The organism is Microbulbifer okhotskensis, from assembly GCF_023895975.1.
In the GTDB taxonomy this organism is placed as follows: Bacteria; Pseudomonadota; Gammaproteobacteria; order Pseudomonadales; family Cellvibrionaceae; genus Microbulbifer; species Microbulbifer okhotskensis.
Genome location: NZ_JALBWM010000039.1, coordinates 1 through 22,903, shown reverse-complemented (window position 1 = coordinate 22,903; position 22,903 = coordinate 1). Strand labels below are relative to the sequence as shown.

General features: G+C 54.1%; 22 protein-coding genes. 12 read left to right on the top strand and 10 right to left on the bottom strand.

From position 1 onward, the window contains the following. The first annotated feature begins 1 nt into the window (after position 1). From MO867_RS10755 to rpsT, 6 genes are all read left to right on the top strand, one after another. On the top strand, positions 2–172 hold the full coding sequence (locus tag MO867_RS10755) for a hypothetical protein (RefSeq protein ID WP_252466488.1): 171 nt from the start codon (positions 2–4) through the stop codon (positions 170–172). Positions 173–330: 158 nt separating this feature from the next. After that, entirely contained in the window at positions 331–1,017 is a 687-nt protein-coding gene (locus MO867_RS10750) for an OmpA family protein (protein WP_252466487.1), read from the top strand. Between the two features lie 134 nt (positions 1,018–1,151). Continuing rightward, positions 1,152–1,310: a hypothetical protein gene (locus MO867_RS10745; RefSeq protein ID WP_252466486.1), complete on the top strand. Its 159-nt coding sequence runs from the start codon at positions 1,152–1,154 to the stop codon at positions 1,308–1,310. Positions 1,311–1,345: 35 nt separating this feature from the next. Then, positions 1,346–2,035, top strand: coding sequence for a proteobacterial dedicated sortase system response regulator (gene pdsR / locus MO867_RS10740; protein WP_252466485.1), 690 nt, complete (start codon positions 1,346–1,348; stop codon positions 2,033–2,035). Between the two features lie 36 nt (positions 2,036–2,071). Continuing rightward, a complete protein-coding gene (locus MO867_RS10735) occupies positions 2,072–4,096 on the top strand; it encodes an ATP-binding protein (RefSeq protein WP_252466484.1) in 2,025 nt (674 codons plus the stop codon). Positions 4,097–4,238: 142 nt separating this feature from the next. After that, positions 4,239–4,505 carry a 30S ribosomal protein S20 gene (gene rpsT / locus MO867_RS10730; RefSeq protein ID WP_252466483.1) on the top strand — a complete coding sequence of 89 codons (267 nt, stop codon included), beginning with the start codon at positions 4,239–4,241 and terminating at the stop codon, positions 4,503–4,505. Between the two features lie 65 nt (positions 4,506–4,570). On the opposite strand, the gene proB is transcribed toward rpsT, so the two are convergent. The 4 genes from proB to rplU form a co-directional block, all read right to left on the bottom strand. Further along, the gene (proB, locus tag MO867_RS10725) at positions 4,571–5,707 is read right to left on the bottom strand and encodes a glutamate 5-kinase (RefSeq protein WP_252466482.1); all 1,137 of its coding nucleotides are present in this window, start codon (positions 5,705–5,707) and stop codon (positions 4,571–4,573) included. 81 nt (positions 5,708–5,788) lie between these two features. Continuing rightward, entirely contained in the window at positions 5,789–6,994 is a 1,206-nt protein-coding gene (cgtA, locus tag MO867_RS10720) for an Obg family GTPase CgtA (RefSeq protein ID WP_252466481.1), read from the bottom strand. Between the two features lie 190 nt (positions 6,995–7,184). After that, complete coding sequence (rpmA, locus tag MO867_RS10715) at positions 7,185–7,442, bottom strand: 50S ribosomal protein L27 (RefSeq protein WP_252466480.1); 258 nt, start codon at positions 7,440–7,442, stop codon at positions 7,185–7,187. Positions 7,443–7,456: 14 nt separating this feature from the next. Continuing rightward, positions 7,457–7,768 carry a 50S ribosomal protein L21 gene (gene rplU / locus MO867_RS10710; protein WP_252466477.1) on the bottom strand — a complete coding sequence of 104 codons (312 nt, stop codon included), beginning with the start codon at positions 7,766–7,768 and terminating at the stop codon, positions 7,457–7,459. A 239-nt stretch (positions 7,769–8,007) separates the two neighbouring features. Between rplU and ispB the strand changes: the two genes are divergently transcribed. Together ispB and MO867_RS10700 are read left to right on the top strand one after the other, a co-directional pair. After that, a complete protein-coding gene (gene ispB / locus MO867_RS10705; protein WP_252466474.1) occupies positions 8,008–8,970 on the top strand; it encodes an octaprenyl diphosphate synthase in 963 nt (320 codons plus the stop codon). Positions 8,971–9,231: 261 nt separating this feature from the next. Continuing rightward, positions 9,232–9,867, top strand: coding sequence for a hypothetical protein (locus tag MO867_RS10700; protein ID WP_252466473.1), 636 nt, complete (start codon positions 9,232–9,234; stop codon positions 9,865–9,867). A 111-nt stretch (positions 9,868–9,978) separates the two neighbouring features. Here MO867_RS10700 and MO867_RS10695 read toward each other — a convergent pair whose 3' ends face one another. Together MO867_RS10695 and galU are read right to left on the bottom strand one after the other, a co-directional pair. Beyond that, positions 9,979–11,325 carry a phosphohexomutase domain-containing protein gene (locus MO867_RS10695; RefSeq protein WP_252466472.1) on the bottom strand — a complete coding sequence of 449 codons (1,347 nt, stop codon included), beginning with the start codon at positions 11,323–11,325 and terminating at the stop codon, positions 9,979–9,981. Next, entirely contained in the window at positions 11,322–12,173 is an 852-nt protein-coding gene (gene galU, locus MO867_RS10690) for a UTP--glucose-1-phosphate uridylyltransferase GalU (RefSeq protein WP_252466471.1), read from the bottom strand. Before galU ends, MO867_RS10695 begins: the two co-directional genes overlap by 4 nt. Before the next feature lie 318 nt (positions 12,174–12,491). On the opposite strand from galU, the gene fabA reads away from it, so the two are divergent. Both fabA and fabB read left to right on the top strand, forming a co-directional pair. Next, the gene (fabA, locus tag MO867_RS10685) at positions 12,492–13,016 is read left to right on the top strand and encodes a 3-hydroxyacyl-[acyl-carrier-protein] dehydratase FabA (RefSeq protein ID WP_252466470.1); all 525 of its coding nucleotides are present in this window, start codon (positions 12,492–12,494) and stop codon (positions 13,014–13,016) included. Positions 13,017–13,084: 68 nt separating this feature from the next. Continuing rightward, the gene (fabB, locus tag MO867_RS10680) at positions 13,085–14,308 is read left to right on the top strand and encodes a beta-ketoacyl-ACP synthase I (protein ID WP_252466469.1); all 1,224 of its coding nucleotides are present in this window, start codon (positions 13,085–13,087) and stop codon (positions 14,306–14,308) included. Positions 14,309–14,378: 70 nt separating this feature from the next. On the opposite strand, the gene MO867_RS10675 is transcribed toward fabB, so the two are convergent. From MO867_RS10675 to MO867_RS10660, 4 genes are all read right to left on the bottom strand, one after another. After that, complete coding sequence (locus MO867_RS10675) at positions 14,379–15,227, bottom strand: sugar nucleotide-binding protein (RefSeq protein WP_252466468.1); 849 nt, start codon at positions 15,225–15,227, stop codon at positions 14,379–14,381. Positions 15,228–15,242: 15 nt separating this feature from the next. Next, positions 15,243–15,845 (bottom strand): single-stranded DNA-binding protein, encoded by a 603-nt coding sequence (ssb, locus tag MO867_RS10670; RefSeq protein WP_252466467.1) that lies wholly within the window; start codon positions 15,843–15,845, stop codon positions 15,243–15,245. A gap of 165 nt (positions 15,846–16,010) precedes the next feature. Beyond that, a complete protein-coding gene (locus MO867_RS10665) occupies positions 16,011–17,156 on the bottom strand; it encodes an MFS transporter (protein WP_252466466.1) in 1,146 nt (381 codons plus the stop codon). 90 nt (positions 17,157–17,246) lie between these two features. Next, the gene (locus MO867_RS10660) at positions 17,247–18,653 is read right to left on the bottom strand and encodes a mannose-1-phosphate guanylyltransferase/mannose-6-phosphate isomerase (protein WP_252466464.1); all 1,407 of its coding nucleotides are present in this window, start codon (positions 18,651–18,653) and stop codon (positions 17,247–17,249) included. A gap of 159 nt (positions 18,654–18,812) precedes the next feature. Here MO867_RS10660 and uvrA point away from each other — a divergent pair, with 159 nt between their 5' ends. Both uvrA and MO867_RS10650 read left to right on the top strand, forming a co-directional pair. Further along, the gene (uvrA, locus tag MO867_RS10655; protein WP_252466461.1) at positions 18,813–21,638 is read left to right on the top strand and encodes an excinuclease ABC subunit UvrA; all 2,826 of its coding nucleotides are present in this window, start codon (positions 18,813–18,815) and stop codon (positions 21,636–21,638) included. A gap of 83 nt (positions 21,639–21,721) precedes the next feature. Further along, positions 21,722–22,351: a hypothetical protein gene (locus MO867_RS10650; RefSeq protein ID WP_252466458.1), complete on the top strand. Its 630-nt coding sequence runs from the start codon at positions 21,722–21,724 to the stop codon at positions 22,349–22,351. The last annotated feature ends 552 nt before the right edge of the window (positions 22,352–22,903 follow it).

Sequence of the window (22,903 nt, the reverse complement as noted above, 5' to 3'; positions counted from 1 at the left end):
CATGGAACAGGTGGCGCTGGATGATATAGGGATGACCATTAGTGCTTTGATTATTGCCCTGGTCCTGGCAATTGTGCAGTACAGAGCAGTGTTACGTGGCCCAGCCCTGAGCCTGCCCACTCACACTCCGCTGTATACGGCGGTCGGCTCTCTCGGCGCAGCGGCTATATAAGCGGTGCCCTGAAACGACTGCCATATTTCGCCACAATTGTGGCGCAGTTCGCCATAGCTGTGCCACGCCAGTGCCTCCTTGAGGCTTTTTAATAACACTCAAACGGGCCACCACTGAACAGGCCCAAACGAGTAAAAAAGCCGCTAAGGAGCAGAACAATGAAAAAAGTAGTGATGGCCGTCGCCTTGGGTTCTCTGATTGCCACCGGAGCCCACGCTAAGGAACAAAATGAATCAAAACTGACTCCGGCCAAACAGGCCTCAGTTTTTACCGGCTCCGCAATAGCCGGTGCAGCACTGGGCGGACCTGTTGGGTTGATAGCCGGAGCGCTCGGTGGGGCTTGGCTCGGCGAGCAGATCAAGCAAGCAGACGAGGCAGATATGCTGGCAACACAACTGACAGAGAGCCGTGCAGAGCTCAGTAACCTGGCGCAGCAATTGGATGCGGTTCAACTGTCCGCGAATGACGCCGGCCAACTGGCCTTGGACTCATTGCAATTCCAAATGCTGTTCACTACCGGAGAAGACGAACTTCAGGAAGGGCAGCTACACCAGCTAAACGCCATGGCCGACTTCCTTAACCGCCACCCTCACCTGCAAGTTCACCTGGAAGGACACGCGGACCCCCGCGGCAGCGACGGCTACAACAATGTATTGTCAGATCAGCGCGCCCTGAGCGTTGAAGAAGCCCTGGTATCCCTAGGTATCGATCCCACAAGGGTCAGTCGCAGTGCCCTGGGCTCCACTTATTCGCAGGCAACCCGGGGCGATGTAGATGCCTATGCCATGGAACGCCGGGTGGATATTCGATTTTCCCTACCCGAGTCCATGGCTGGACACTTCTAGACCTTTCAGGCAGAGGCGGATTTCAAATCCGCCGGCACCTTTTGTGCAGTACAGCTCATTTGTGGCTTTTTCGAACCGGGTTTACGTGAGACGCTCGCAAACCCTCCACGACAAATCAAACACCGGTGTTTGATTTGCGACCCGAACTGAAAAACTCGGGCGAATCGGCTAAATCTCAGCGCGAGCGGATCACAAATCCAATCGCGCAGCACTTCGACCTGAAAGAAACCCTGTTGTATTTGCGGGTGCCAAGCACCCGCCTTTTTGCCTTACACCTGCAACTTCGTGCATGATTCTCCGCCAGAAAGGAACTAAGCCGGAATTTGTCATGAGTGCAACCATCGCCATTGTCGAAGATGAACGCGCTATCGCAGAAAACTATCGCGATGCCCTGCGCCGCCACGGTTATCGGGTCGACCTGTACAGCGCCAGAATTGAGGCTATGGACGCCTTCCGCCAACGCCTACCGGATCTGGCCGTCATAGACGTAGGACTGGGCAGCGAGGTTGAAGGAGGCTTTGAACTCTGCCGTGAACTGAGGGCCATGGCCCCGACTCTGCCCATTTTATTTCTCACTGCCAGAGACTCAGAATTGGATATCATTTCCGGGTTGCGCCTGGGTGCTGACGATTACCTCACCAAGGATATCTCCCTGCCGCACATGCAAGCACGGATTAATGCCTTGCTGCGCCGTGTAAGCGTTTTGCGAGACCAAAGTGACGAAGGCGAGAGCCTAACTCAGGGAAAGTTATCATTGGATATCTCCAGGATGCATTGCCACTGGAATGACCAGGCGATAGACCTCACCGTTACCGAGTTCTGGATTGTGCACGCGCTCGCTAAAAGGCCCGGGCACGTCAAATCCCGCAACCAGTTGATGGAAGCTGCACGCGTGGTACTGGATGACAATACCATCACCTCCCACGTCAAACGGATACGGCGTAAATTCCAGGTATCGGACGGTGAGTTCAATGCGATTGGAACCGCTTACGGCATGGGTTATCGCTGGCAGCTGTAATCTTTTATTCCGCGTAAAACCCTAAGAATTTTAGCCATGAACTTACGCCGCCAACTTCTGCTTGTCAGCCTTGTCGCTCTCACCTTGCCCTGGGCCGGCTGCCAATATCTTCGCCAAGTGGATACAGCTCTCGCTCAGGGACAAATCCAAGCCATCGAAGCAACTGCGGCGGCAATCGCCGCGCGCCTTGCCAGCGCACCACAACTAATCGCCCCAGACCCTCTCCGCCTATCGCGCCCTCCGGGGGCCCAACTGTACCTGAGCCCCATGCCCTCCGCCCCCAGAGTCGACGGCTACGGGGGTGACTGGCGCTCCCGGGAGTTGGAACCCAGGACTCTGCACGATCAGCAACTGTCACCTCTGGGTCAAGTTACCTTGGGACAAGTAGGCAATCAGATCTACTTCCTGCTCACCGTCGCCGACTCCAGCCCAGCCTACCGAGACCCCCGCACAGACCTTATCGCTGGTGGCGACACCGTTGAGCTTTTTACCGCCGAGCAACACTACACCCTGCCCGTCGCCAGTCAGGGCTCTGTCAGCGCGCTGTGGCACAATCCAAGGGAGGGGCGCTATGAGCGGGAACTGCGCCTGCGCGGTCGCTGGACAACTTCGGCTAAAGGCTACCAGCTTGAACTGGCGATGCCTCAAGCTCTGACCGGTGGCTCGCTGGCCATCCGCATTCGCGACCGGGTCAGCAGCGATGGTTCCACTCCCAAACACAGTGCCAGTACGCTACCAAGCGACGGCCAACCAGGCCGCCTGGTTGGCCCCCTGCCGAAACTTCAGGCGGAACTCGATCACTTCGCACGACCCGGGCTGCGTCTGGCTATCGTGGACAGCGAAGGCTTTCTCCTCGCCAGCAACGGCCAGCTCCGCTCCGCCAAGCCAGAGCCAAGCCCCTGGCTGCGCAGTTGGGTTTACCGCAAACTTTTATCCTGGGAAGCGCTACCACAACTCCCCGAAAACAAACTGCCCTTACCTTCCGGCAATAACCGCACAATGCAGCAACAGTGGTTTGCCGGTCCCCTGCGATCTCGAATCGGTGCGGTTAGCATGCCTGTCATCACCCGCGCCGATGACGTGGTCGAGCGCCCCGTACTCGGACAGGTACTGGTTCTCCAATCCGGCGAGGCGATGCAATCGGTAACTGAGGGCGCCGCCCATCGATTGTGGTTAATCAGTTGCGTCGCCGCCGCCACAGCCCTGCTGTTTCTGTTCGGGTACGCCAGCTGGCTGTCCTGGCGTGTGCGCAAGCTCCATCGCGCTGCTCGCAGCGCCGTGGACTCAAGTGGCAAACTGCGTGGCAATTTTCCTCACTCAAAAGCCAGAGATGAGCTAGGTGCTTTGAATCGAGCCTTTGCCAGCCTACTCGGCGAGCTGGACCAATATCACCAGTATCTGCGCACCCTCGCCAGCAAACTGTCGCACGAATTGCGGACGCCACTGGCGGTGGTTCGCTCCTCTCTGGATAACCTCGCTGCCGGCGAGCTCGATGAACACAGTCGCCGCTATGCCGAGCGCGCCATGGACGGCAGTGCGCGGCTTTCCGGCATTCTCAACAGCCTCTCCGCAGCTAGCAATCTCGAGGCCAGTATCCATCAAGCGGAACGGGAATCGTTCGATCTCGCGGATTTACTCGAAGTAATGACCCAGTGCTATAGCGATGCACATACCGGACACCGGTTTAAGCTCGATAAGCCAGAGGGGCAGCTGCCCTGTGACGGTGCGCCGGAACTACTGGCGCAACTGCTGGACAAGTTGGTGGACAATGCCTGCAGCTTCGCCTGCGAAGGCAGTGAAATCCGACTGTCGGCAGCGGTGGGGCCAGGGAGTTATCTGGTTGCGGTGAGCAATGACGGCCCCCTGCTACCCGATGGTTATGCACACAAGCTATTCGACTCTCTCGTATCAGTGCGCAATGACGGCGATAATGCTGGCCATCTGGGGCTCGGGCTGCATATTGCCAAATTGATCGCCGACTTCCATGGCGCCCAGCTACAGGCCTGCAACCACGAAGACGGCTGCGGAGTAACGTTCAGCCTAAAGCTGCCCGCAAAGTAACCGCACTGCAGATTGGGGACTTATTCTTCCGACTGACCTCTCGATGGTTGACAAACAACCAACTGTGGGGATAATGTCGCGTCCCGATCGGGCCCAAGGGCCTGTTAGTTACAGATTTACAGATTCCAGACAGGAGCAACCGGTGGCCAACTCACCTCAAGCGAAGAAACGCGCGCGCCAGAACGACAAGCGCCGCATGCATAACGCCAGTCTGCGCTCCATGGTGCGCACCTACATCAAGAAGGTAGTTGCAGCCATCGATGCAGGCGACGCTGAAACAGCAAAGACTGCATACGCAGAAGCAGTTCCCGTTATCGACCGCATGGCAGACAAAGGCATTATTCACAAGAATAAAGCTGCTCGTCACAAGAGCCGCCTGAATGCTCAGGTTAAAGCTCTAGCCGCCTAATCTATTAGACGGCAGGCACAAAAAAGCCCCGCACGGCGGGGCTTTTTTGTGCCTGCCGCTTCGCCTCACAGTAGGATCAGATTATCCCGATGAATCAACTCGTCATCATCCCGATAACCCAAAAGATCGACAAAGCGCTCCGATGACTGACCGAGAATTCTACCGCTATCACTACTATCGTAATTAGCCAAACCCCGAGCGATTTCACAACCCACACTATTCCGACAAGAAACCAGGTCGCCACGCCTGAAACGCCCTTCCACAGCAGTAACACCCACCGCCAGCAGGCTACCGCCTCCCTCAGTCAGAGCAACCTCAGCACCACCATCCACCACCAGGCTGCCGCGTACCTGCAACTGCCCAGCCAACCAGCGCTTGCGAGCAGCCAAGGGGTCGGCCTCAGGAAGTAACAAGGTACCCAGTGAGTGGCCTGCGCAAACCCGCTCAATTACCGCCTCCGCAGCGCCCCCCACAATCACAGTACTCGCACCTGAACGCGCCGCAAGCTGGGCTGCACGCACCTTGGTCGTCATACCGCCGCGACCCAAGCCGCTACGAGAGCCTCCCGCCATATCTAGAAGCCTGGCATCCAATGCAGAGGCCTCCCCAATTAACTCCGCATCAGGGTTATCCCGAGGGTCCTCCGTAAACAACCCGTCTGCATCCGTTAAAATCAGCAGCGCATCCGCCTCTACCAGATTCGCAACCAGGGCCGCCAGCGTGTCGTTATCACCGAAACGTATTTCGTCAGTGACTACGGTGTCATTTTCATTAACGATGGGCACGGCACCCAGAGAAAGGAGGGTTCGCAAGGTGCTGCGCGCATTCAGGTATCGGGTGCGATTGGAAAGATCATCGTGGTCCAGCAGAATCTGGGCACTACGAATATCAAAGCGACCAAAAGCCTGCTCGTAAACCTGCACCAAATGACTTTGCCCCACTGCAGCCGCCGCCTGCAACTGATGGATAGACTCAGGCCTGCGACGCCAGCCCAGCCGATCCATGCCCGCAGCCACAGCACCCGATGAAACCAATACGACCTCTACACCCCCCTTACGCAAACCGGCCATCTGCGTAACCCAGGCAGAGATAGCCTCATCGTTCACTCCACGACCATTATTGGTCAGCAAAGCGCTACCGATTTTTATCACCCAGCGCCTGGCTCTGGAGAGCCCCCGGCGGGATACTGCTATGGACTCCATGCTTCCCCCTCAGGACAAAATTATTTTTCAGCCACTAGAAACCGACTATGCCGAGAGCGCTTCAATTCGCCCTACAGTAACTCAGGAACGGTATTCGATATCGACATCTTGATCATCGTCATCCCAGTCTTCATCATCATCCACTTGCCCTTTGGCCGCTTTCCGCTTGGCGCGGTGGCTTTCCCGCAGATGCTCAATGCGCTCACGGGCCTCGCGTTGCATTTGGCGCTGCGCCTCCAGCTCCGCCTCAGCCAAGTCTGGATCACGCGCCTCCATGCCCTGACGCTCTTCCAGGTAATCCATCAAGCGACCGCTGAGAGCTTCTGTACCCTCTTTGCGAATAGCAGCCACACGCAGAACAGGGCCAGTCCACCCCAACGCATCCACAACCGCCTGACAACGCTCTTCCAGTTCTGCGGCGGGTACCAGATCTGTTTTATTCAACACCAGCCAACGCTCACGCCCTGCCAGGGTGCCACTGAAGCTAACCAGTTCACGTTCAATGGCGCGAGCGTTCTCCACTGGGTCAGAACCATCAAAGGGAGCCAAATCAACTAAATGCAATAATACGCGACAACGAGTCAGATGCTTCAGGAAGCGAATACCCAAACCCGCCCCTTCAGCCGCACCCTCAATCAAGCCCGGAATATCGGCTATCACGAAACTGCGGTGCTTCTGCACCTGTACCACCCCCAGATTGGGTACGAGAGTGGTAAAGGGATACTTCGCCACCTTAGGCTTGGCTGCTGAAACCGCGCGAATAAAAGTGGATTTTCCCGCATTTGGTAGCCCCAACATTCCCACATCTGCCAGTACTTTGAGCTCCAGTTTGAGGTTGCGCATCTCACCTTCACTGCCATTACTGGTCTGACGGGGCGCCCGATTGGTACTCGATTTGTAGCGAGTATTACCAAGACCGTGGAAACCTCCCTGGGCAACCAGCTGGAGGCCACCGGCTTCCGTCATATCGCCGATTGTCTCACCGGTATCCACATCAATGACCGTGGTACCGACCGGCACCAGCAGCACCAGATCCTCACCCTTGGCACCGGTACAATTGCGGCCGCGGCCAGACTGGCCGCTCTCCGCCGCGTAGCGGGGCTGGTAACGGTAATCCACCAAGGTATTTAGGGAATCGTCGGCTTTCAGATAAACGGAGCCGCCATCACCACCATCACCACCATCAGGACCCCCTCTCTCAACAAACTTCTCCCGGCGAAAGCTCAGACAGCCATTGCCCCCCTTACCTGCTTGAACAGAGATGGGCGCCTCATCGACAAACTTCATAATCACTCCACCGCCACAGCGGTTGTCTCACCCGGTATACAAATTCGTATACCCTTATCATCATACCAGCCGACAAGCCGCCCCTGGCGGGCACCTGCCACCCCAACTTCCCAATACCGTAAGCGGCGCTTATCCAACAAAAAAGCCCCGCTATTGCGGGGCTTTTTATGAAGCTCGGGCTTGTGGCCGCTTAAGCAGTTTCGATAGAAACGAACTTGCGGCTATTGGGACCCTTCACTTCGAACTTCACAACGCCGTCCGCAGTGGCGAACAGGGTGTGGTCCTTGCCCATACCAACGTTAACACCGGCGTGGAACTTGGTACCACGCTGACGAACGATGATGTTGCCTGCTGCTACAGACTGACCGCCAAAGCGCTTAACGCCCAGGCGTTTACTCTCGGAATCGCGACCATTTCGCGTACTACCGCCAGCTTTCTTATGTGCCATGAGTCGTTACTCCTCTATGCCTTGATGCCAGTGATTTTAACTTCGGTGTACCACTGACGGTGGCCCTGGCGCTTCATGGAGTGCTTACGACGACGGAATTTGATGATGGTCACCTTCTCACCGCGGCCGTGGCTTACCACTTCAGCTGACACCTTAGCGCCGCCTACGACGGGGGCGCCAATGTTGATATTGTCACCATCGACCACCATCAACACTTTATCAAAATCGATGGATTCGCCAGTAGCTACTTCCAGCTTCTCCAGGCGAAGAACTTCGCCTTCTTCTACACGGTGTTGCTTGCCACCGCTCTCAAAAACTGCGTACATATTTCTATGCTCCGGTATGGACGACACGAAGCAGCGGGAGGACTAAAAAGTCACTGTTCCGCGTTTCTGGAGCTTGCGCCGTTTGTTTAACATCTATTCACTAAGCGGCCCCACAGCCGCAAAGGGCCCGCAAATGGCGGGGCGCAGATTCTAATCAATTCGCCGGGTTGATACAATAGCACCCCTTCACCACCCGGACCCCGGGAGGTGTCCAATCCAGTCGTATAAGGAACTCCCACATGCTGCCTTTTCACAAGGTCGCCGCCGAAGACTTTGCCGCGGTCAACCAGCGCATCCTCGACCAACTGCACTCGGATGTCCCCCTGGTGGAAAATATAGGCCACTATTTGGTAGAAGCTGGAGGTAAGCGCTTGCGTCCACTCCTGGTACTACTCTGCGCCAGGGCTTGCGGCTATCGCGGTGAAGGCCATATCGACCTCGCTACGATTATCGAATTTATCCACACTGCCACTCTACTCCACGATGATGTGGTAGACACCTCCGATATGCGCCGTGGCCGCCTCACCGCCAACGCCAAATGGGGCAACGCTCCCAGCGTCCTGGTAGGAGATTTTCTCTATTCGCGCGCATTTCAAATGATGATCGCCCTGCAAGACATGCGTGTTATGGCGATCCTATCCGACACCACCAACACCATTGCCGAGGGCGAGGTCCAGCAGCTGGTCAATGCCGGCGATCCAACGGTGAGCGAAGAAAATTATTTCATCGTTATCCACAAGAAGACCGGCGCCTTGTTCGAAGCCGCTTGTGAAACTGCAGCGGTGTTGACTGGCTGCTCCAGCGAAGAGCAAGCCTCTCTGAAGCTTTATGGCCGCTATCTGGGGCTCGCCTTCCAACTGGTTGATGACGCCCTCGACTATCGTGGTAACCCAGAGGAACTGGGTAAAAATGTGGGTGACGATCTAGCCGAGGGCAAGCCAACTTTGCCGTTGATCTACACCATGGCCAACGGCAGTACAGAGCAAGCTCAACTTGTTAAAGAAGCGATCAAACAGCGCAGCGCAGAGAAACTGCCCCAAATTGTCGAAGCTATTGAGGCCTGCGGTGCTCTCGACTACACCATGGAGCGTGCTCGCGCTGCGGTAGAGGATGCTAAAGAGCAGCTTGCGTTTATGCCCGGCAGCGAACAAAAAACAGCTCTGCAGCAATTAGCGAGCTTCGCCATAGAAAGAAACGTTTAAAACAACAGCAGCCCAGATTGCAGTAGCAGTCTGGGTAAAAACATCCCAGTAAAACCCGGTATACCCTGCCCTGTCGCTACTGCAATTTACCCACCGGGCCGATTTTTCTTGACCCAATCCGCCCCTCCATTCGCACCTTTTTCCATAAGCCAGCCAATATTCGGTACGATTGTTCCGCCCGGTATTTTATCTTATAAATTTCGACTTTACCCGGGCAACAAATAATAAACCAAACTGCAATTGGTATAGAGAGATCAGGAAGTGAGAAGCTCTACTGCACTGTATCAACTGAAAAAATACCTCGAATTATTTTTGAAAAATAATCTGGTGAAGATTACCGGCTACTCAAAAACTGGGGTAATGGATTATCAATTCGGGGCCTACACTCAGAGCCAGTCTGGCGAGGGCTTGCCAAACGAGTCTTTCACCTTCGACCCCATGGGAATCTTCATTGGCGACCCAATTACCGCCAAGGTACACAACATCCGGATGATTGACCGGGAAGAAGCCTTTTCTATTGACCGTATAGAACCTTGCCAAATGCGCAGTGGCGCCGATATTATGGTTACTGGACAGCTCAGTGATTGCTGTTTCTGCATTGGTGGCCACAACGCAAATATGCCTGTAGTTGCACATATTCGCCCCAGAGCAAAAGAGGGACTAAACGGTCTCTCCACCCACAATGCCCTTATCAACGGCGGGAAATTCTGGGTTTTTGGAAAAATTCAAAGGTCCTTTGGGCAATCTTCACTTAAACCCTACCATCACACTTACACAGACTTTGCCTCTATCGTTGGTGTCCGCGTCAATAGTCAGTGGCAGATCTTTGCCCAACACGTCAACCCCCCCCAAAGGCCCAATCCAAGCCGTTACCCGAATTTCGTAATGTGTATTTGAGTGCAGACGGGCTTCACAGAAAACTCGCCCTCTAAACTCCGATACCAACCCCCAAAACAAAAAGCCCTGCAAATGCAGGGCTTTTCTCGAGGTAATACCAGTAGCTGGACGTCAACCAATCAGTTGAAGCAGCTCCTCTGTTTTCTCTCGCATCAATGCCTCATCTCCCCGGGATTCTACGTTCAATCGAACCACCGGCTCAGTATTTGACATTCGCAGATTAAATCGCCACTCGGGGTACGCGATGCTCAGTCCATCCACGTGCTCAACACTTTCCGCAGCGGGACCATATTTTTCCTCAGCCGTTTTCAGTAACGCTGCGGCATCCTGCACCTTGGAATTGATTTCCCCCGAGCATGGAAATGCAGCCATACGCTCCCCAACTAGCTGTGACAGGGGCTTACCACTGCGACTTACCAGCTCAGCGACTAGCAACCACGGGATCATGCCACTGTCACAGTAAGCAAAGTCACGGAAGTAATGATGCGCACTCATTTCACCGCCGTAAATGGCATCTTCCTTCCGCATGCGCTCCTTGATAAAGGCATGCCCGGTTTTACTTTGCACGGGTTCTCCACCGGCAGAACTGACAATATCTTCCGTATTCCAGAGCAGCCTCGGATCATGAACAACCTTGGCACCTTTATTTTTTGCCAGAAACGCTTCTGCGAGCAGACCAACAACGTAATACCCTTCGATAAAATCACCGCTTTCATCGAAGAAGAAACACCGATCAAAATCACCGTCCCACGCTATTCCAAAATCAGCGCCGCTCTGGCGCACCGCTTCGGCAGTGGAAGCCCGGTTTTCCGGTAATATTGGGTTGGGAATTCCATTGGGGAAGTTACCATCGGGCTGGTGATGCACCCGGACAAATTCAAACGGTAAATGCGGTGCGAGGGCATCAGCAACAACACCCGCCCCACCGTTACCTGCATTGATCACCAGCTTTAGGGGGGTTAAGGCAGCCCTATCGATATAGCCCAGCAAATGCTGTACAAAATCGGCGCGGTGTTCAAATCGCTGCAAATCACCTCTCTTTTCCACTGGACTAAAGTTGTTTTCCTCGGCCAAGCGTTTGATGTCCAATAAGCCAGTATCGCCACTAATCGGACTACTGCCCTCCCGGACAAACTTCATACCGTTGTAGTCCATCGGGTTGTGGCTGGCAGTAACGCAGATACCACCATCAAACCCCCCATGGAAATTGGCAAAGTACACCTCTTCTGTACCGCACTCACCAATATGAAACACATCAGTGCCCGCATCGCGCAAGCCATTTATCAATGCATCAGTCAGCTCACTACTGGTAAGTCGGATATCGTGTCCCACTACCACTCGACGAGCGTCTAAAAACTGGGCAAAGGCGCGGCCCACACGATAGGCAACATCGACATTGAGTTCATCTGGAACCCGGCCACGAAGGTCATAGGCCTTAAAGCAGGTCAGCTCGTTCACTGGCCTTTCTCCTGGGCCAACTGCTCGGGTAAATACACGTTTTCGTAGACGTGATTCGTCGCATCAATAAAGCCGTCTACAGACCCACAGTCAAAGCGGCGTCCTTTGAAAGCATAAGCCAATACGCACCCCTGTTTGGCTTGTGCCAGAAGCGCATCGGTGATCTGAACTTCGCCATTTTTCCCCGGCGGTGTATCGCGAATCAGGTCAAAAATATCCGGGGTCAAAATATAGCGGCCTATAATCGCCATATTGCTCGGCGCTTCTTCTGCCGCAGGCTTCTCAACCATATCAGTGACCTGATACAGGCCTGGCTTGATTTCATTGCCGGCGATCACACCAAACTTATGTATCTGCTCCTTCGGCACTTCCTCAACAGCGACGATACTGCAGCGGAATTGCTTATAAAGTTGGACCATTTGTCCTAACACACCCATATCTGCATTCAGGCACAAGTCGTCAGCCAGTACGACAGCAAACGGCTCATCCCCCACCAGGCGGTGCCCTTGGAGAATCGCATCCCCCAAACCCCGCATTTCGCCCTGGCGGGTATAAGAGAAGCTGGCTTTATCGATGACTTGGCGCACTGAATCCAGGTAACGCTCTTTACCCGTACCTGCGATTTGGTGCTCCAGCTCAAAGTTGGTGTCAAAGTGATCTTCAATCGCGCGCTTGCCGCGCCCAGTGACAAAACCGATTTCAGACAGCCCCGCCTCAATGGCCTCTTCTACACCATATTGGACCAGCGGCTTATTAACCAAAGGTAACATCTCTTTCGGCATTGCCTTAGTGGCAGGAAGAAAACGAGTACCGTAGCCAGCAACCGGAAATAGGCATTTCTTGAGCATTATGCTCCCCCAAATAACATTTAAATCAGCGCTCCCCCGCGCAGGGCTGCAACTTATCATAGCGTCGTGGTACGAGCACTTACACACGATAACGTTAGACTTGGTCCAAAATGTGATTTCCCCGAGGATAAAAACCTGAACCAGCCAAATAAATTAGGGTTTTAGCGTGCTAAAAAGCCAGTATTTGTGAGGGTAATTCTCACGCCAGTCACAAAAAGCCTCCTGACTGACTGGACAAGCGACGCACAGCCCTTAGAATGCCCGCTCTTGCAAAAGTGCCCACTCTTAATTGCATAACCACCCACTAACGGGGAAATGATGAGTAATTTCGTACAAAAAAGTGAGTATACCAGAGAGGAACTTCTGACTTGCTCCCGCGGTGAAATGTTCGGCCCGGGCAATGCCCAACTGCCGGCTCCCAATATGCTGATGCTGGACCGCATCACCCATATTTCCAAAGAAGGCGGAGCCTTCGGCAAAGGCGAGTTGATCGCCGAGCTTGATATTCAGCCCGACCTCTGGTTCTTCGACTGTCACTTCCCCGGCGACCCCGTCATGCCCGGATGCCTGGGTCTGGATGCCATGTGGCAGCTATTAGGCTATTTTTTGGGCTGGAAAGGCAACCCTGGCCGCGGCCGTGCGTTGGGTTGTGGCGAGGTCAAGTTTACCGGCCAAATTCTCCCCACCAGCAAAAAGGTGACTTATCATGTCCAAGTGAGCCGGATCGTTGAGCGGAGACTGGTTATGGGTATTGGCAACGGTAGTGTCTCTGTTGATGGAAGGGAAATTTACACAGCAAAGGATCTTCGCGTAGGCTTGTTTACCCGTACCGATAATTTTTAAACTCGTTTAAAACCAATACCGGTAGAAATCATGAAGTCCTCTGCCAACAAGCTATGCTGGAGACCACTATGCGTCGGGTAGTCATTACCGGAATGGGCATTACATCCTGTATCGGTACCAACACGAAAGAAGTTACCGCATCACTCAAATCGGGCCAGAGCGGCATCCGCTTCCAAGAGGAATATCGGGAACTGGGTCTGCGCAGCCAGGTGGCTGGGCCGGTAGATATTGATTTCAAGGAGCATATCGACCGTAAGCAGCTGCGTTTTATGGGCGATTCCGCCGCCTATGCGTATATTGCCATGCGCGAGGCCATTGATATGTCCGGCCTCGAAGAGAGCGATGTATCCAACCCACGTACCGGCATCGTCATGGGCTCTGGGGGCACATCCACCCAGCAAATCATAGACGCCGCCCACACACTGAAAGAAAAAGGTGTACGTCGGGTCGGAGCCTACCGTGTACCTCAGGTGATGGGCAGCACCGTCTCAGCCTGCCTCGCCACCCCTTTTAAAATCAAAGGGGTTAATTACAGTATTTCTTCAGCTTGTGCCACCAGCGCACACTGCATTGGTCACGGCGCCGAGCTGATCCAGATGGGCAAACAAGATGTGGTCTTCGCCGGCGGCGGTGAAGAGCTCGCATGGAGCCTGACTCACCTGTTTGATGCGATGGGCGCACTATCGAGCAAGTACAATGACAACCCTACCCACGCTTCCCGCCCCTATGATGCCGACCGTGACGGCTTCGTAATCGCCGGTGGTGGCGGTTGCCTGGTACTGGAGGAAATGGAGCACGCCCTGGCTAGAGGCGCGACCATCTATGCTGAGCTGACTGGCTACGGCGCGACCTCCGATGGCTACGACATGGTCGCCCCCAGCGGCGAAGGTGCAGCCCGCTGTATGCAACAGGCGTTAGCCGGTATGGATGGCAATGGCCTAAAGGGCAACGTGGACTATATCAACACTCACGGCACCTCAACGCCTGTGGGAGATATCGCCGAGTTGAAAGCGATGCGCGATGTCTTCGGAGACAAGGTTCCTGCATTCGCTTCAACCAAGTCATTAACCGGCCACTCTCTCGGTGCGGCGGGCGTCCAGGAGGCTATTTACAGCCTCCTAATGATGCAGAATAATTTTATTGCCGCCTCAGCCAATGTCGAAAACCTCGACCCAGCGGCTGAAGGAATGGATCTGGTTAGTGAATTGCGTGAGAGTGAGATCAAACGAGCAATGTCTAACAGCTTTGGCTTCGGTGGAACCAATGCCTGCCTGATTTTTGACAAAGTTTGATACAAAAAAAGGGCGCTTTTAGCGCCCTTTTCATTATTAGCACTGAGGAGCGTGCCGCCGCTCTCGAATGCTACTCCGCCTGCAGATTCAAGCGCTCCAACCAAAGCTCAACTTGGCGAGTTAATCCCTGCCGCCAACTGCGCTGCTGGATACCAAATACGTCTCTCAGCTTCCCACATGCCAGGACGATACTACGATCCCGCTTTTCACCCCCATCTTCAAGCGAGGTAAACTGGGCCAACCGTTCCTCATCGCAAAAAGCCTGGGCACGCTCGACAACCTCCAAAGCAAATTCCATTGCGGTGCAGCTGTCGGTGCTCCCATAATGATAAATACCTGAAACCTCGGCCCCACTGGCAAGCTGCTGAGCAGTGGCAACAGCTACACGCGCCATATCAACTACCGTAACCGGATTGCCACTGATACGATCGTCCAGCGCGAGCGCTTCACCCAAGACAAACCCACGCAAGATACGCGCGAGTAAGGCGCCCTGAGCACTATCAACCATCCAACCGAAGCGCAAGACCGTCAGGTCTTGCAAGCCACTAAACGCTGCTTCACAAGCTAGCCAATTTTGTCCGCTGGAGGACTGCGGATCAGCCGGCTCATCTTCATCATAACGACGACGCTCGCCGCCAGAAAACACCTGATATGACGAGAGATGTATGATGTGCTTACATGCTGCCCCAGAGAGCTGCGCACAAACCTGCAACACCTCTGGCATATCGCGGTTATCAACGCAGGCGGAAGCATTAATCACAATCGAGCCCGGCCGCAGTTGATCAAGCTCCGTGGGCGCCAGCTGCTGTATACGAAAGCCGACGCGCTGCAGTCGCTTCTGCAGGGCGCCGTCAATTTCATTACCCGCAGTGATAATGGCAACGGTGTCCGGCATATAGCCTGTATTCAATTCAGACACTGGTAAGACCAGTTCTTAGAAGGGAATATCGTCGTCAAAGCTGTTATCAAAACCACCAGCAGGCCCCTGGTTGGGAGGTTGTTGATTGCTGGGCTGTTGATTGCTAGGCGCCACCGGAGAGGGAGCTGTACGCCCCTGCCCGCCGCCTTGCTGGTAGCCGCCCTGGAAACCACCACCCTGCTGCTCAAAACCACCAGCGCCACCCATGGACTGACCACCCGCTGCTGCTGCACCCATTCCTGCACCCCCCATACCCTGACCGAAGCCACCCTGCTCACCGCGGCCGTCGAGCATCTGCATCTCACTGGCGACGATTTCAGTGGTATAACGGTCCTGGCCAGAGCTTTTGTCCTGCCATTTACGGGTGCGTAGTGAACCCTCAATATAAACCTTGGAGCCCTTGCGCAGGTATTCACCGGCAATCTCAGCAAGACGGTTAAAAAATACCACTCGGTGCCACTCAGTACGCTCTTGCTGTTGACCTGTCTGCTTATCTTTCCAGCTTTCGCTGGTAGCCAGGCTTACGTTGGTCACAGCACCACCACTCGGCATATATTTGGTTTCCGGGTCATTCCCCAGGTTTCCAATCAAAATTACTTTATTAATACCCCTGGCCATGGCCCTCTCCTCTCTTCAACCCGGGTCTCGCCCTGGGCAATAATCACATTAAACTATCAAGTGCGTTGACAGCCGTAAGCGCAAAATAGCACCCACGACAAATATTGTATTTTTATCCAGTAGGATACAGCAGAGCTTCTCAGTTAGTAAGCACTACCTTTCCATCTACTCGCGCAGTAACCACCACAACAGTATCCAGGCCAGCAGCACAGTAAAGCCCAGCGCCGCCACCGCACTGGCGCCCCCCAGACCAAACAGAAACCCACCCAGTGTGCCACCGACAAAAGTACCAAAAAACTGCAGAGTCGCATAAAGGCCAGTGGCCGCCCCGCGAGCATCCGCCGGTGCTTTCCGGGTCAACTGCGCCGGCAAGAGAGCTTCAAGTAAATTGAAACCAGTGAAGAACGCTGCCAATAAGACTACCAGTATCCCACCACTTACCGGCAGCAGGGCTGCACTGCCCCCCGCTAATGCCAGGCAGGCCAGATTAAGAGCGAGAGGCACCCGAGCACTTTTTTCCGCCGCCCGCATCAGTGGCAACATCAACACAAAGGTACCGAGCATTAGCGGACCGTACAATCTCCAGTGTTCACCCGCAGGCCACCCCAGCCTATCGACCAAGACCAATGGCAAGGCAACAAATAGTGCAGTAAGCAGAAGGTGGGAAAAGAAAGCTCCGGAGACCAGGCGCCAGACAAAGCGACTGCGGAGAACTGTTTGGAAGCCGCTACTGTATACCGCAGAACGGCGCGGCACCTGGGGCGTTGGCACAACTCGCCACACCAGTAGTCCCCCCAAGAGGGCCAGTACTGCGGTCACCCAGAAAATAGCCGGCAAGCCACCAGCACCCGCCAGTGCTGGCCCCAAAATCACAGCCAGCATAAACGCGACACCAATCGATGCCCCAATAATCGCCATGGCGATACCGCGCTTTTCATCGCGGGTGAGGTCGGCAACCAGTGCCATCACTGCAGCGGCGATAGCCCCACACCCCTGCAGCACGCGCCCCACAATGAGGCCATATACAGAGTCGGTCAGTGCGGCAATAACACTACCCAGGGCAAAAAGGGCCAGGCCGGCATAAATAATCGGTTTTCGCCCCCAGCGGTCGGAAAGGAGGCCTAACGGAATCTGCAGCAATGCCTGGCTTAGGCCATAGGCACCCATCGCCAGTCCCAACAACATCGGCGTACTGTCACGATAGCCCTCACCGTAGACCATGAGGACAGGCAGGACCATAAACAGGCCCAGCATACGAAAGACATACAATGAAGCCAGCCCACCAAGGGCTCGGCGCTCAATGGAATTCATGCAAATCCCGGAACAGCATCAAATAGGGCGCGCATTGTACAGTGAGCCGCCCCCGGGCTGTAGAGAAAACAGACACAAGTTTCCCCAAATCTATCCCCGGCCGTACTCGTCATCGAAGCGCACTATGTCATCCTCCCCCAAATAACTACCAGACTGCACTTCAATTAACTCGAGAGGGATTGTGCCGGGATTCTCCAGCCGATGGACCACTCCCAAGGGGATGTAGGTCGATTGATTTTCCGTGATTAAAACTTCTTCTTCACCGCGGGTCACCTTGGCCGTACCGCGCACGACAATCCAGTGCTCCGCGCGATGATGGTGCATCTGCAAGGACAGCTGTTGTCCCGGCTTAACGACAATCCGCTTGACCTGAAAGCGCGGCCCGGCATCAATGGAGTCGTAATAACCCCAAGGCCTGTAAACTTTGCGGTGGCGCTGGGCTTCACTGCGTCCCTGGCCCCGGAGTTTAGTCACTAATTTTTTGACTTCCTGCACCCTCTGCTGGTCAGCAATCAGCAGGGCGTCATCCGTGTCTACAACAACCAGATCCTTGACACCGAGAAGACTAACTAGACGACTTTCTGCTCTGACCAGGCAGCGCTCGGAGTCCTCGAGTAATACATCCCCCTGCAGCAGATTCTCATTCGCGTCCCTCTCGGCCAGCTCCCACAACCCCTGCCAAGAGCCCACATCACTCCAGCCGGCATCCATAGGCACAACCGCAGCGGACTCCGTCGGCTCCATTACCGCATAATCTACCGATTCGTCGGCACAGGTAGCAAAGGCATCCCGGTCTACCCGGGTGAAGTCCAGATCCCGCACCGCGCTTTTGTAGGCGCTACGACAAGCGGCGAGAATATCTACACGGTGTTGCCCCAACTCCTCCAGATAGCGAGAAGCCCGGAATAAAAACATACCGCTATTCCAGGAGTGCTCACCCCCAGCTATATACGACTCAGCAGTTTCAGCATTGGGTTTCTCAACAAATTCAGCCACTTTCCAGGCATTTCCCGCCAAAACATCTCCGCGACGAATATAGCCATAGCCAGTCTCAGCACGGGTCGGCACAATGCCAAAAGTGACTAGGTGCCCCTGCTCTGCCAGGGCCAGTGCCGACTGCACGGCTTGCTGGAAAGCGGCAACATCGGCCACGGCATGATCTGCCGGCAACACCAGTAACAAAGGATCTGCGCCTGACTCCAAGGCCGCCAGGGCCGCCAGGGCAATTGCCGGGGCGGTATTGCGTGCACAGGGCTCAAGCAGGATGGATTGCGCCCCACGGCCAATCTCCTGCAGCTGTTCTGCTGCAGCAAAACGATGCTCTTCGTTACATACCAGGATTGGCGCCTGTATTTGCTGAATGCCCTCCAACCGTCGCACTGTCGCTTGCAACATCGTTTCTCCACCGATAAGGGGCAGAAACTGTTTGGGGTAAGCCTCACGGGAGAGCGGCCACAGACGCGAGCCAGTGCCGCCACAGAGAATCACAGGAATCATCAAATGCTATCTACCTGAATGTCGGGTATTGCGAAAGACAATTTTCGCACATCGGGTAGCGAGTTTATACTTGGCTGTTTGTCCGGCACCGCAGTTGTGATCGCCCCGCGCGAAACAAGACCGAGGCCCGGCCCAGTATTAGCAGCTAATAGGTAGAGCGTGGACACGATTTATGTAAGGGGTGCCCGCACCCACAACCTGAAAAATATCGATCTGGACATTCCCCGCGATAAATTGATCGTGATTACCGGACTGTCTGGTTCCGGTAAGTCCTCTCTGGCGTTTGATACCCTCTATGCCGAGGGCCAGCGCCGCTATGTGGAATCACTCTCCACCTACGCACGACAGTTCCTATCGATGATGGAAAAGCCCGATGTGGATACCGTGGAGGGGCTTTCCCCAGCCATCTCTATCGAGCAAAAATCCACGTCTCACAATCCACGCTCCACCGTGGGTACCATTACCGAGATTTATGACTACCTCAGATTGCTGTTTGCCCGCGTCGGCGAACCCCGCTGCCCCGAGCACGACAAGCCCTTGCAAGCCCAGACCGTCAGCCAGATGGTGGACCAGGTATTGGCCCTTCCGGAAAGCACCAAACTCATGCTTTTGGCGCCGATAGTGCGCGACCGCAAGGGCGAGCACCTTCATGTCTTCGAACAATTGCGCCGTGACGGCTTTGTGCGCGCCCGCATCGACGGAGTTATCTGCGACCTGGATGACACCCCCAAGCTCGACAAGCGCCGCAAACACACCATCGAGGTGGTGGTCGATCGCTTCAAGGTTCGCGAAGACCTGCAATTGCGCTTGGCCGAGTCTTTTGAGACCGCCTTGAACCTTACCGACGGTATCGTCTCTATCAGCTTTATGGACGACAACCAGGAGGACCGGCTCTTCTCCGCCCGCCACGCCTGCCCGGTATGTGACTATTCACTGGACGAACTGGAACCACGCCTGTTCTCTTTCAACAACCCCGCCGGCGCCTGCCCCAGCTGTGACGGCCTGGGGGTCAAGCAGTTCTTCGATGAGGACAAGGTGATTATTGACTCGGAGAGCAGTATCTCCGAAGGCGCCATCCGCGGCTGGGATCGGCGAAATATATACTACTACCACATGCTCGATTCCCTCGCTGAGCACTACGGCTTCGACCTGGACAAGCCCTGGAAGAAACTGCGCAAGGCCCACCGCAAGGCCATTCTGCAAGGCAGTGGCGACGAAGAGATCGACTTCAGCTATGTCAACGACCGCGGCGATGTCACGGTGCGCCAGCACACCTTCGAAGGCATTATTCCCAATTTCCAGCGCCGCTACCGGGATACCGAATCCCAATCAGTACGTGAAGAGCTGGCCAAATACCTGAGCACCCAGAAATGTCCCGAGTGCCAGGGCACGCGCCTGCGCCGCGAGGCGCGCCACGTATTTATCGATAACCACACCCTGGCGCAGATCACCGAACTTCCGGTGGGTGACGCCTTCAATTATTTTGACCACCAGCTGACTTTCAAGGGCGCTCAAAAAGAGATTGCCGATAAAATCCTGAAGGAACTGCGCGATCGCTTCCGTTTCCTCGTCGATGTGGGTCTCAATTACCTGACCTTGAACCGCAGCGCGGAAACCCTATCTGGCGGTGAGGCACAGCGTATTCGCCTGGCCAGCCAAATCGGCGCTGGCCTCGTGGGCGTCATGTACATTCTCGATGAACCCTCAATCGGCCTGCACCAGCGGGATAATGAACGCTTGCTCAACACCCTCACTCACCTGCGCGATATCGGTAACACCGTGATCGTAGTGGAACATGACGAAGACGCCATTCGCAGCGCCGATTATATTGTCGATATCGGCCCCGGTGCGGGCGTGCACGGTGGTGAAGTCGTCGCTGCGGGTACTGCAGATAAAATTGCCAAGTGCAAGAAGTCCCTCACCGGCCAGTATCTTTCCGGCAAGAAAAAAATTGCCATACCGGAAGAACGCTTCGTTGCAGATCCCGATTATATGCTGCGTCTCGAGGGCGCCAGCGGCAATAATTTACAAAACGTAGACCTGGAAATTCCGGTGGGGTTGTTTACCTGCATAACGGGCGTTTCCGGTTCCGGTAAATCCACCCTAATCAACACCACCCTGTACCCTCTTGCCGCTACAGCACTGAACAAGGCCACGACACTGAAGGCAGCACCCTACAAGGCCGTACTCGGGCTGGAGCACTTCGATAAGTGTGTCGATATCGATCAGAGCCCCATTGGGCGCACCCCCAGATCCAATCCCGCTACCTATACCGGGATATTCACACCAATACGCGATTTATTTGCCGGCACTCAGGAAGCCCGCTCACGCGGTTATAAACCCGGCCGCTTCAGCTTTAACGTCAAGGGTGGACGCTGTGAAGCCTGTCAGGGCGATGGCGTGATCAAGGTGGAAATGCACTTCTTGCCAGATGTGTATGTGCCCTGTGACACCTGCCATGGCAAGCGCTACAACCGCGAAACCTTAGAAGTGCACTACAAAAGTAAAAATATTCACGAAGTACTGGAAATGACCGTGGAGGATGCACGGGAATTTTTCGATCCAGTACCAGCCATTGCCAAAAAATTGCAGACACTGATAGATGTAGGCCTTTCCTATATCAAGCTCGGCCAAGCTGCTACCACCCTTTCCGGTGGTGAGGCACAGCGGGTAAAGCTCTCACGAGAGCTATCCAAGCGAGACACCGGCCAAACTCTTTACATCCTCGACGAGCCTACCACTGGCCTGCACTTCGCTGACATTCAGTTGCTACTCGATGTATTGCACCGTCTACGCGATCACGGCAATACCATTGTCGTGATCGAACATAACCTGGATGTCATCAAAACGGCAGACTGGGTTGTCGACCTAGGCCCTGAAGGCGGCTCCGGTGGTGGCGAAATTATTGCGACGGGCACACCAGAAGACGTTGCAGAAATGGAGATTTCTCATACCGGAAAATTTTTGAAAACGCTGCTTAATTAGTCAGCAACGATGGGGGTGTCGAGCTCAGAGTCGGCGCCCCTATCCACTCATAAAACATAACTGGTAGGTAGGCCCAGTCAATCATGAAATTTTTAAATCGGGACCGCTTAAATTTAGTCATTGCCTTCAGTGCAATTATGATTTCTCTCGCATCATTTTATGCCACATATTTACAAGCCAAGGCTGCAGACTTACAAGCTAAAGCTGCCAACCAGCAACTGAAAATTATGACTATGCCGGTAGTTAGGTTTACTCACTCAAATTATGATACAGAGGATAAAACCAACCCGAATTCTATCGGCTTCCACCTTCAAAACGCAGGCTTAGGTCCAGGCGTCCTGAAATCTATTGCATATCACTACAATGGCAAAAGCTATTCCAATTACTATGATCTACTAATGGCCTGCTGCAATGAAGAAGTCAAAATAATGCAAAAGAGAATCTCGGAGGCCAAAGACAATTCAGCTTACACTCTCTCAAGGAACGGCGGCCTGTGGTCTGGAGAAAGAGGAGAATTTATAGTTCCAGCGCAAGATGAATACACTCTTTTTGCGATCTCTCGTGGAAATGCAACCTCTGAACTATGGGAAAAACTCAATAACGAAAGATGGAATATTACTGTTTCTTCCTGTTTCTGCTCCCCACTTGGAAATTGTTATCAATCAAGTGCCCAAAAGCTGTCAATAGAAATAGACTACTGCCCAGCACGCTGATATCCCTGCATAACATTAGTGCTGCGCAGCTAAAAACCAGCGAAGAGGCAGTCCAAGTAGCACTATTGAGACAATGAAGTGCGCCATCAAGACCAGGATCTGGGTGAATCTATTAACAGGGTACTGCGTTAACCCTACAGCACAATATCAGAAAAATTATAAGTCACCCTTGCTTAGTTAAAGGCCCCCAAAAATGAAATTTCTTAATAGCGAAAGACTCAACTTAGTCATTGCTCTTTGCGCTATCTTTATATCTATAGCTTCTTTTTACGCGACCTATTTACAGGCCAAAGCCGCCAACATACAAGTTCGAGTAATGACTATGCCAGTCGTTACATTTGACCAAGGGGATTTTGACGAATCAATACAAAAACCAACTATAATTTTTACACTGCATAATACAGGCTCAGGCCCGAAATCCTGAAAACGTTAGAATTTACTCACCAAAATAAAACCTATCCAGACCTAGATAATTTATTAAACGCCTGCTGCATTAAAGCAACACTTCGGACAGTTTCATACAGCTATAGCCCCATAGTCACTGTACTGCTC

Bases quoted from the DNA above. Each gene is read 5' to 3' on its own strand.
- MO867_RS10755 (WP_252466488.1), top strand. From the start codon at position 2: ATGGAACAGGTGGCGCTGGATGATATAGGGATGACCATTAGTGCTTTG.
- MO867_RS10750 (WP_252466487.1), top strand. From the start codon at position 331: ATGAAAAAAGTAGTGATGGCCGTCGCCTTGGGTTCTCTGATTGCCACC.
- pdsR (WP_252466485.1), top strand. From the start codon at position 1,346: ATGAGTGCAACCATCGCCATTGTCGAAGATGAACGCGCTATCGCAGAA.
- MO867_RS10735 (WP_252466484.1), top strand. From the start codon at position 2,072: ATGAACTTACGCCGCCAACTTCTGCTTGTCAGCCTTGTCGCTCTCACC.
- proB (WP_252466482.1), bottom strand. From the start codon at position 5,707: ATGGAGTCCATAGCAGTATCCCGCCGGGGGCTCTCCAGAGCCAGGCGC.
- cgtA (WP_252466481.1), bottom strand. From the start codon at position 6,994: ATGAAGTTTGTCGATGAGGCGCCCATCTCTGTTCAAGCAGGTAAGGGG.
- rpmA (WP_252466480.1), bottom strand. From the start codon at position 7,442: ATGGCACATAAGAAAGCTGGCGGTAGTACGCGAAATGGTCGCGATTCC.
- rplU (WP_252466477.1), bottom strand. From the start codon at position 7,768: ATGTACGCAGTTTTTGAGAGCGGTGGCAAGCAACACCGTGTAGAAGAA.
- ispB (WP_252466474.1), top strand. From the start codon at position 8,008: ATGCTGCCTTTTCACAAGGTCGCCGCCGAAGACTTTGCCGCGGTCAAC.
- galU (WP_252466471.1), bottom strand. From the start codon at position 12,173: ATGCTCAAGAAATGCCTATTTCCGGTTGCTGGCTACGGTACTCGTTTT.
- fabA (WP_252466470.1), top strand. From the start codon at position 12,492: ATGAGTAATTTCGTACAAAAAAGTGAGTATACCAGAGAGGAACTTCTG.
- fabB (WP_252466469.1), top strand. From the start codon at position 13,085: ATGCGTCGGGTAGTCATTACCGGAATGGGCATTACATCCTGTATCGGT.
- ssb (WP_252466467.1), bottom strand. From the start codon at position 15,845: ATGGCCAGGGGTATTAATAAAGTAATTTTGATTGGAAACCTGGGGAAT.
- MO867_RS10665 (WP_252466466.1), bottom strand. From the start codon at position 17,156: ATGAATTCCATTGAGCGCCGAGCCCTTGGTGGGCTGGCTTCATTGTAT.
- MO867_RS10660 (WP_252466464.1), bottom strand. From the start codon at position 18,653: ATGATTCCTGTGATTCTCTGTGGCGGCACTGGCTCGCGTCTGTGGCCG.
- MO867_RS10650 (WP_252466458.1), top strand. From the start codon at position 21,722: ATGAAATTTTTAAATCGGGACCGCTTAAATTTAGTCATTGCCTTCAGT.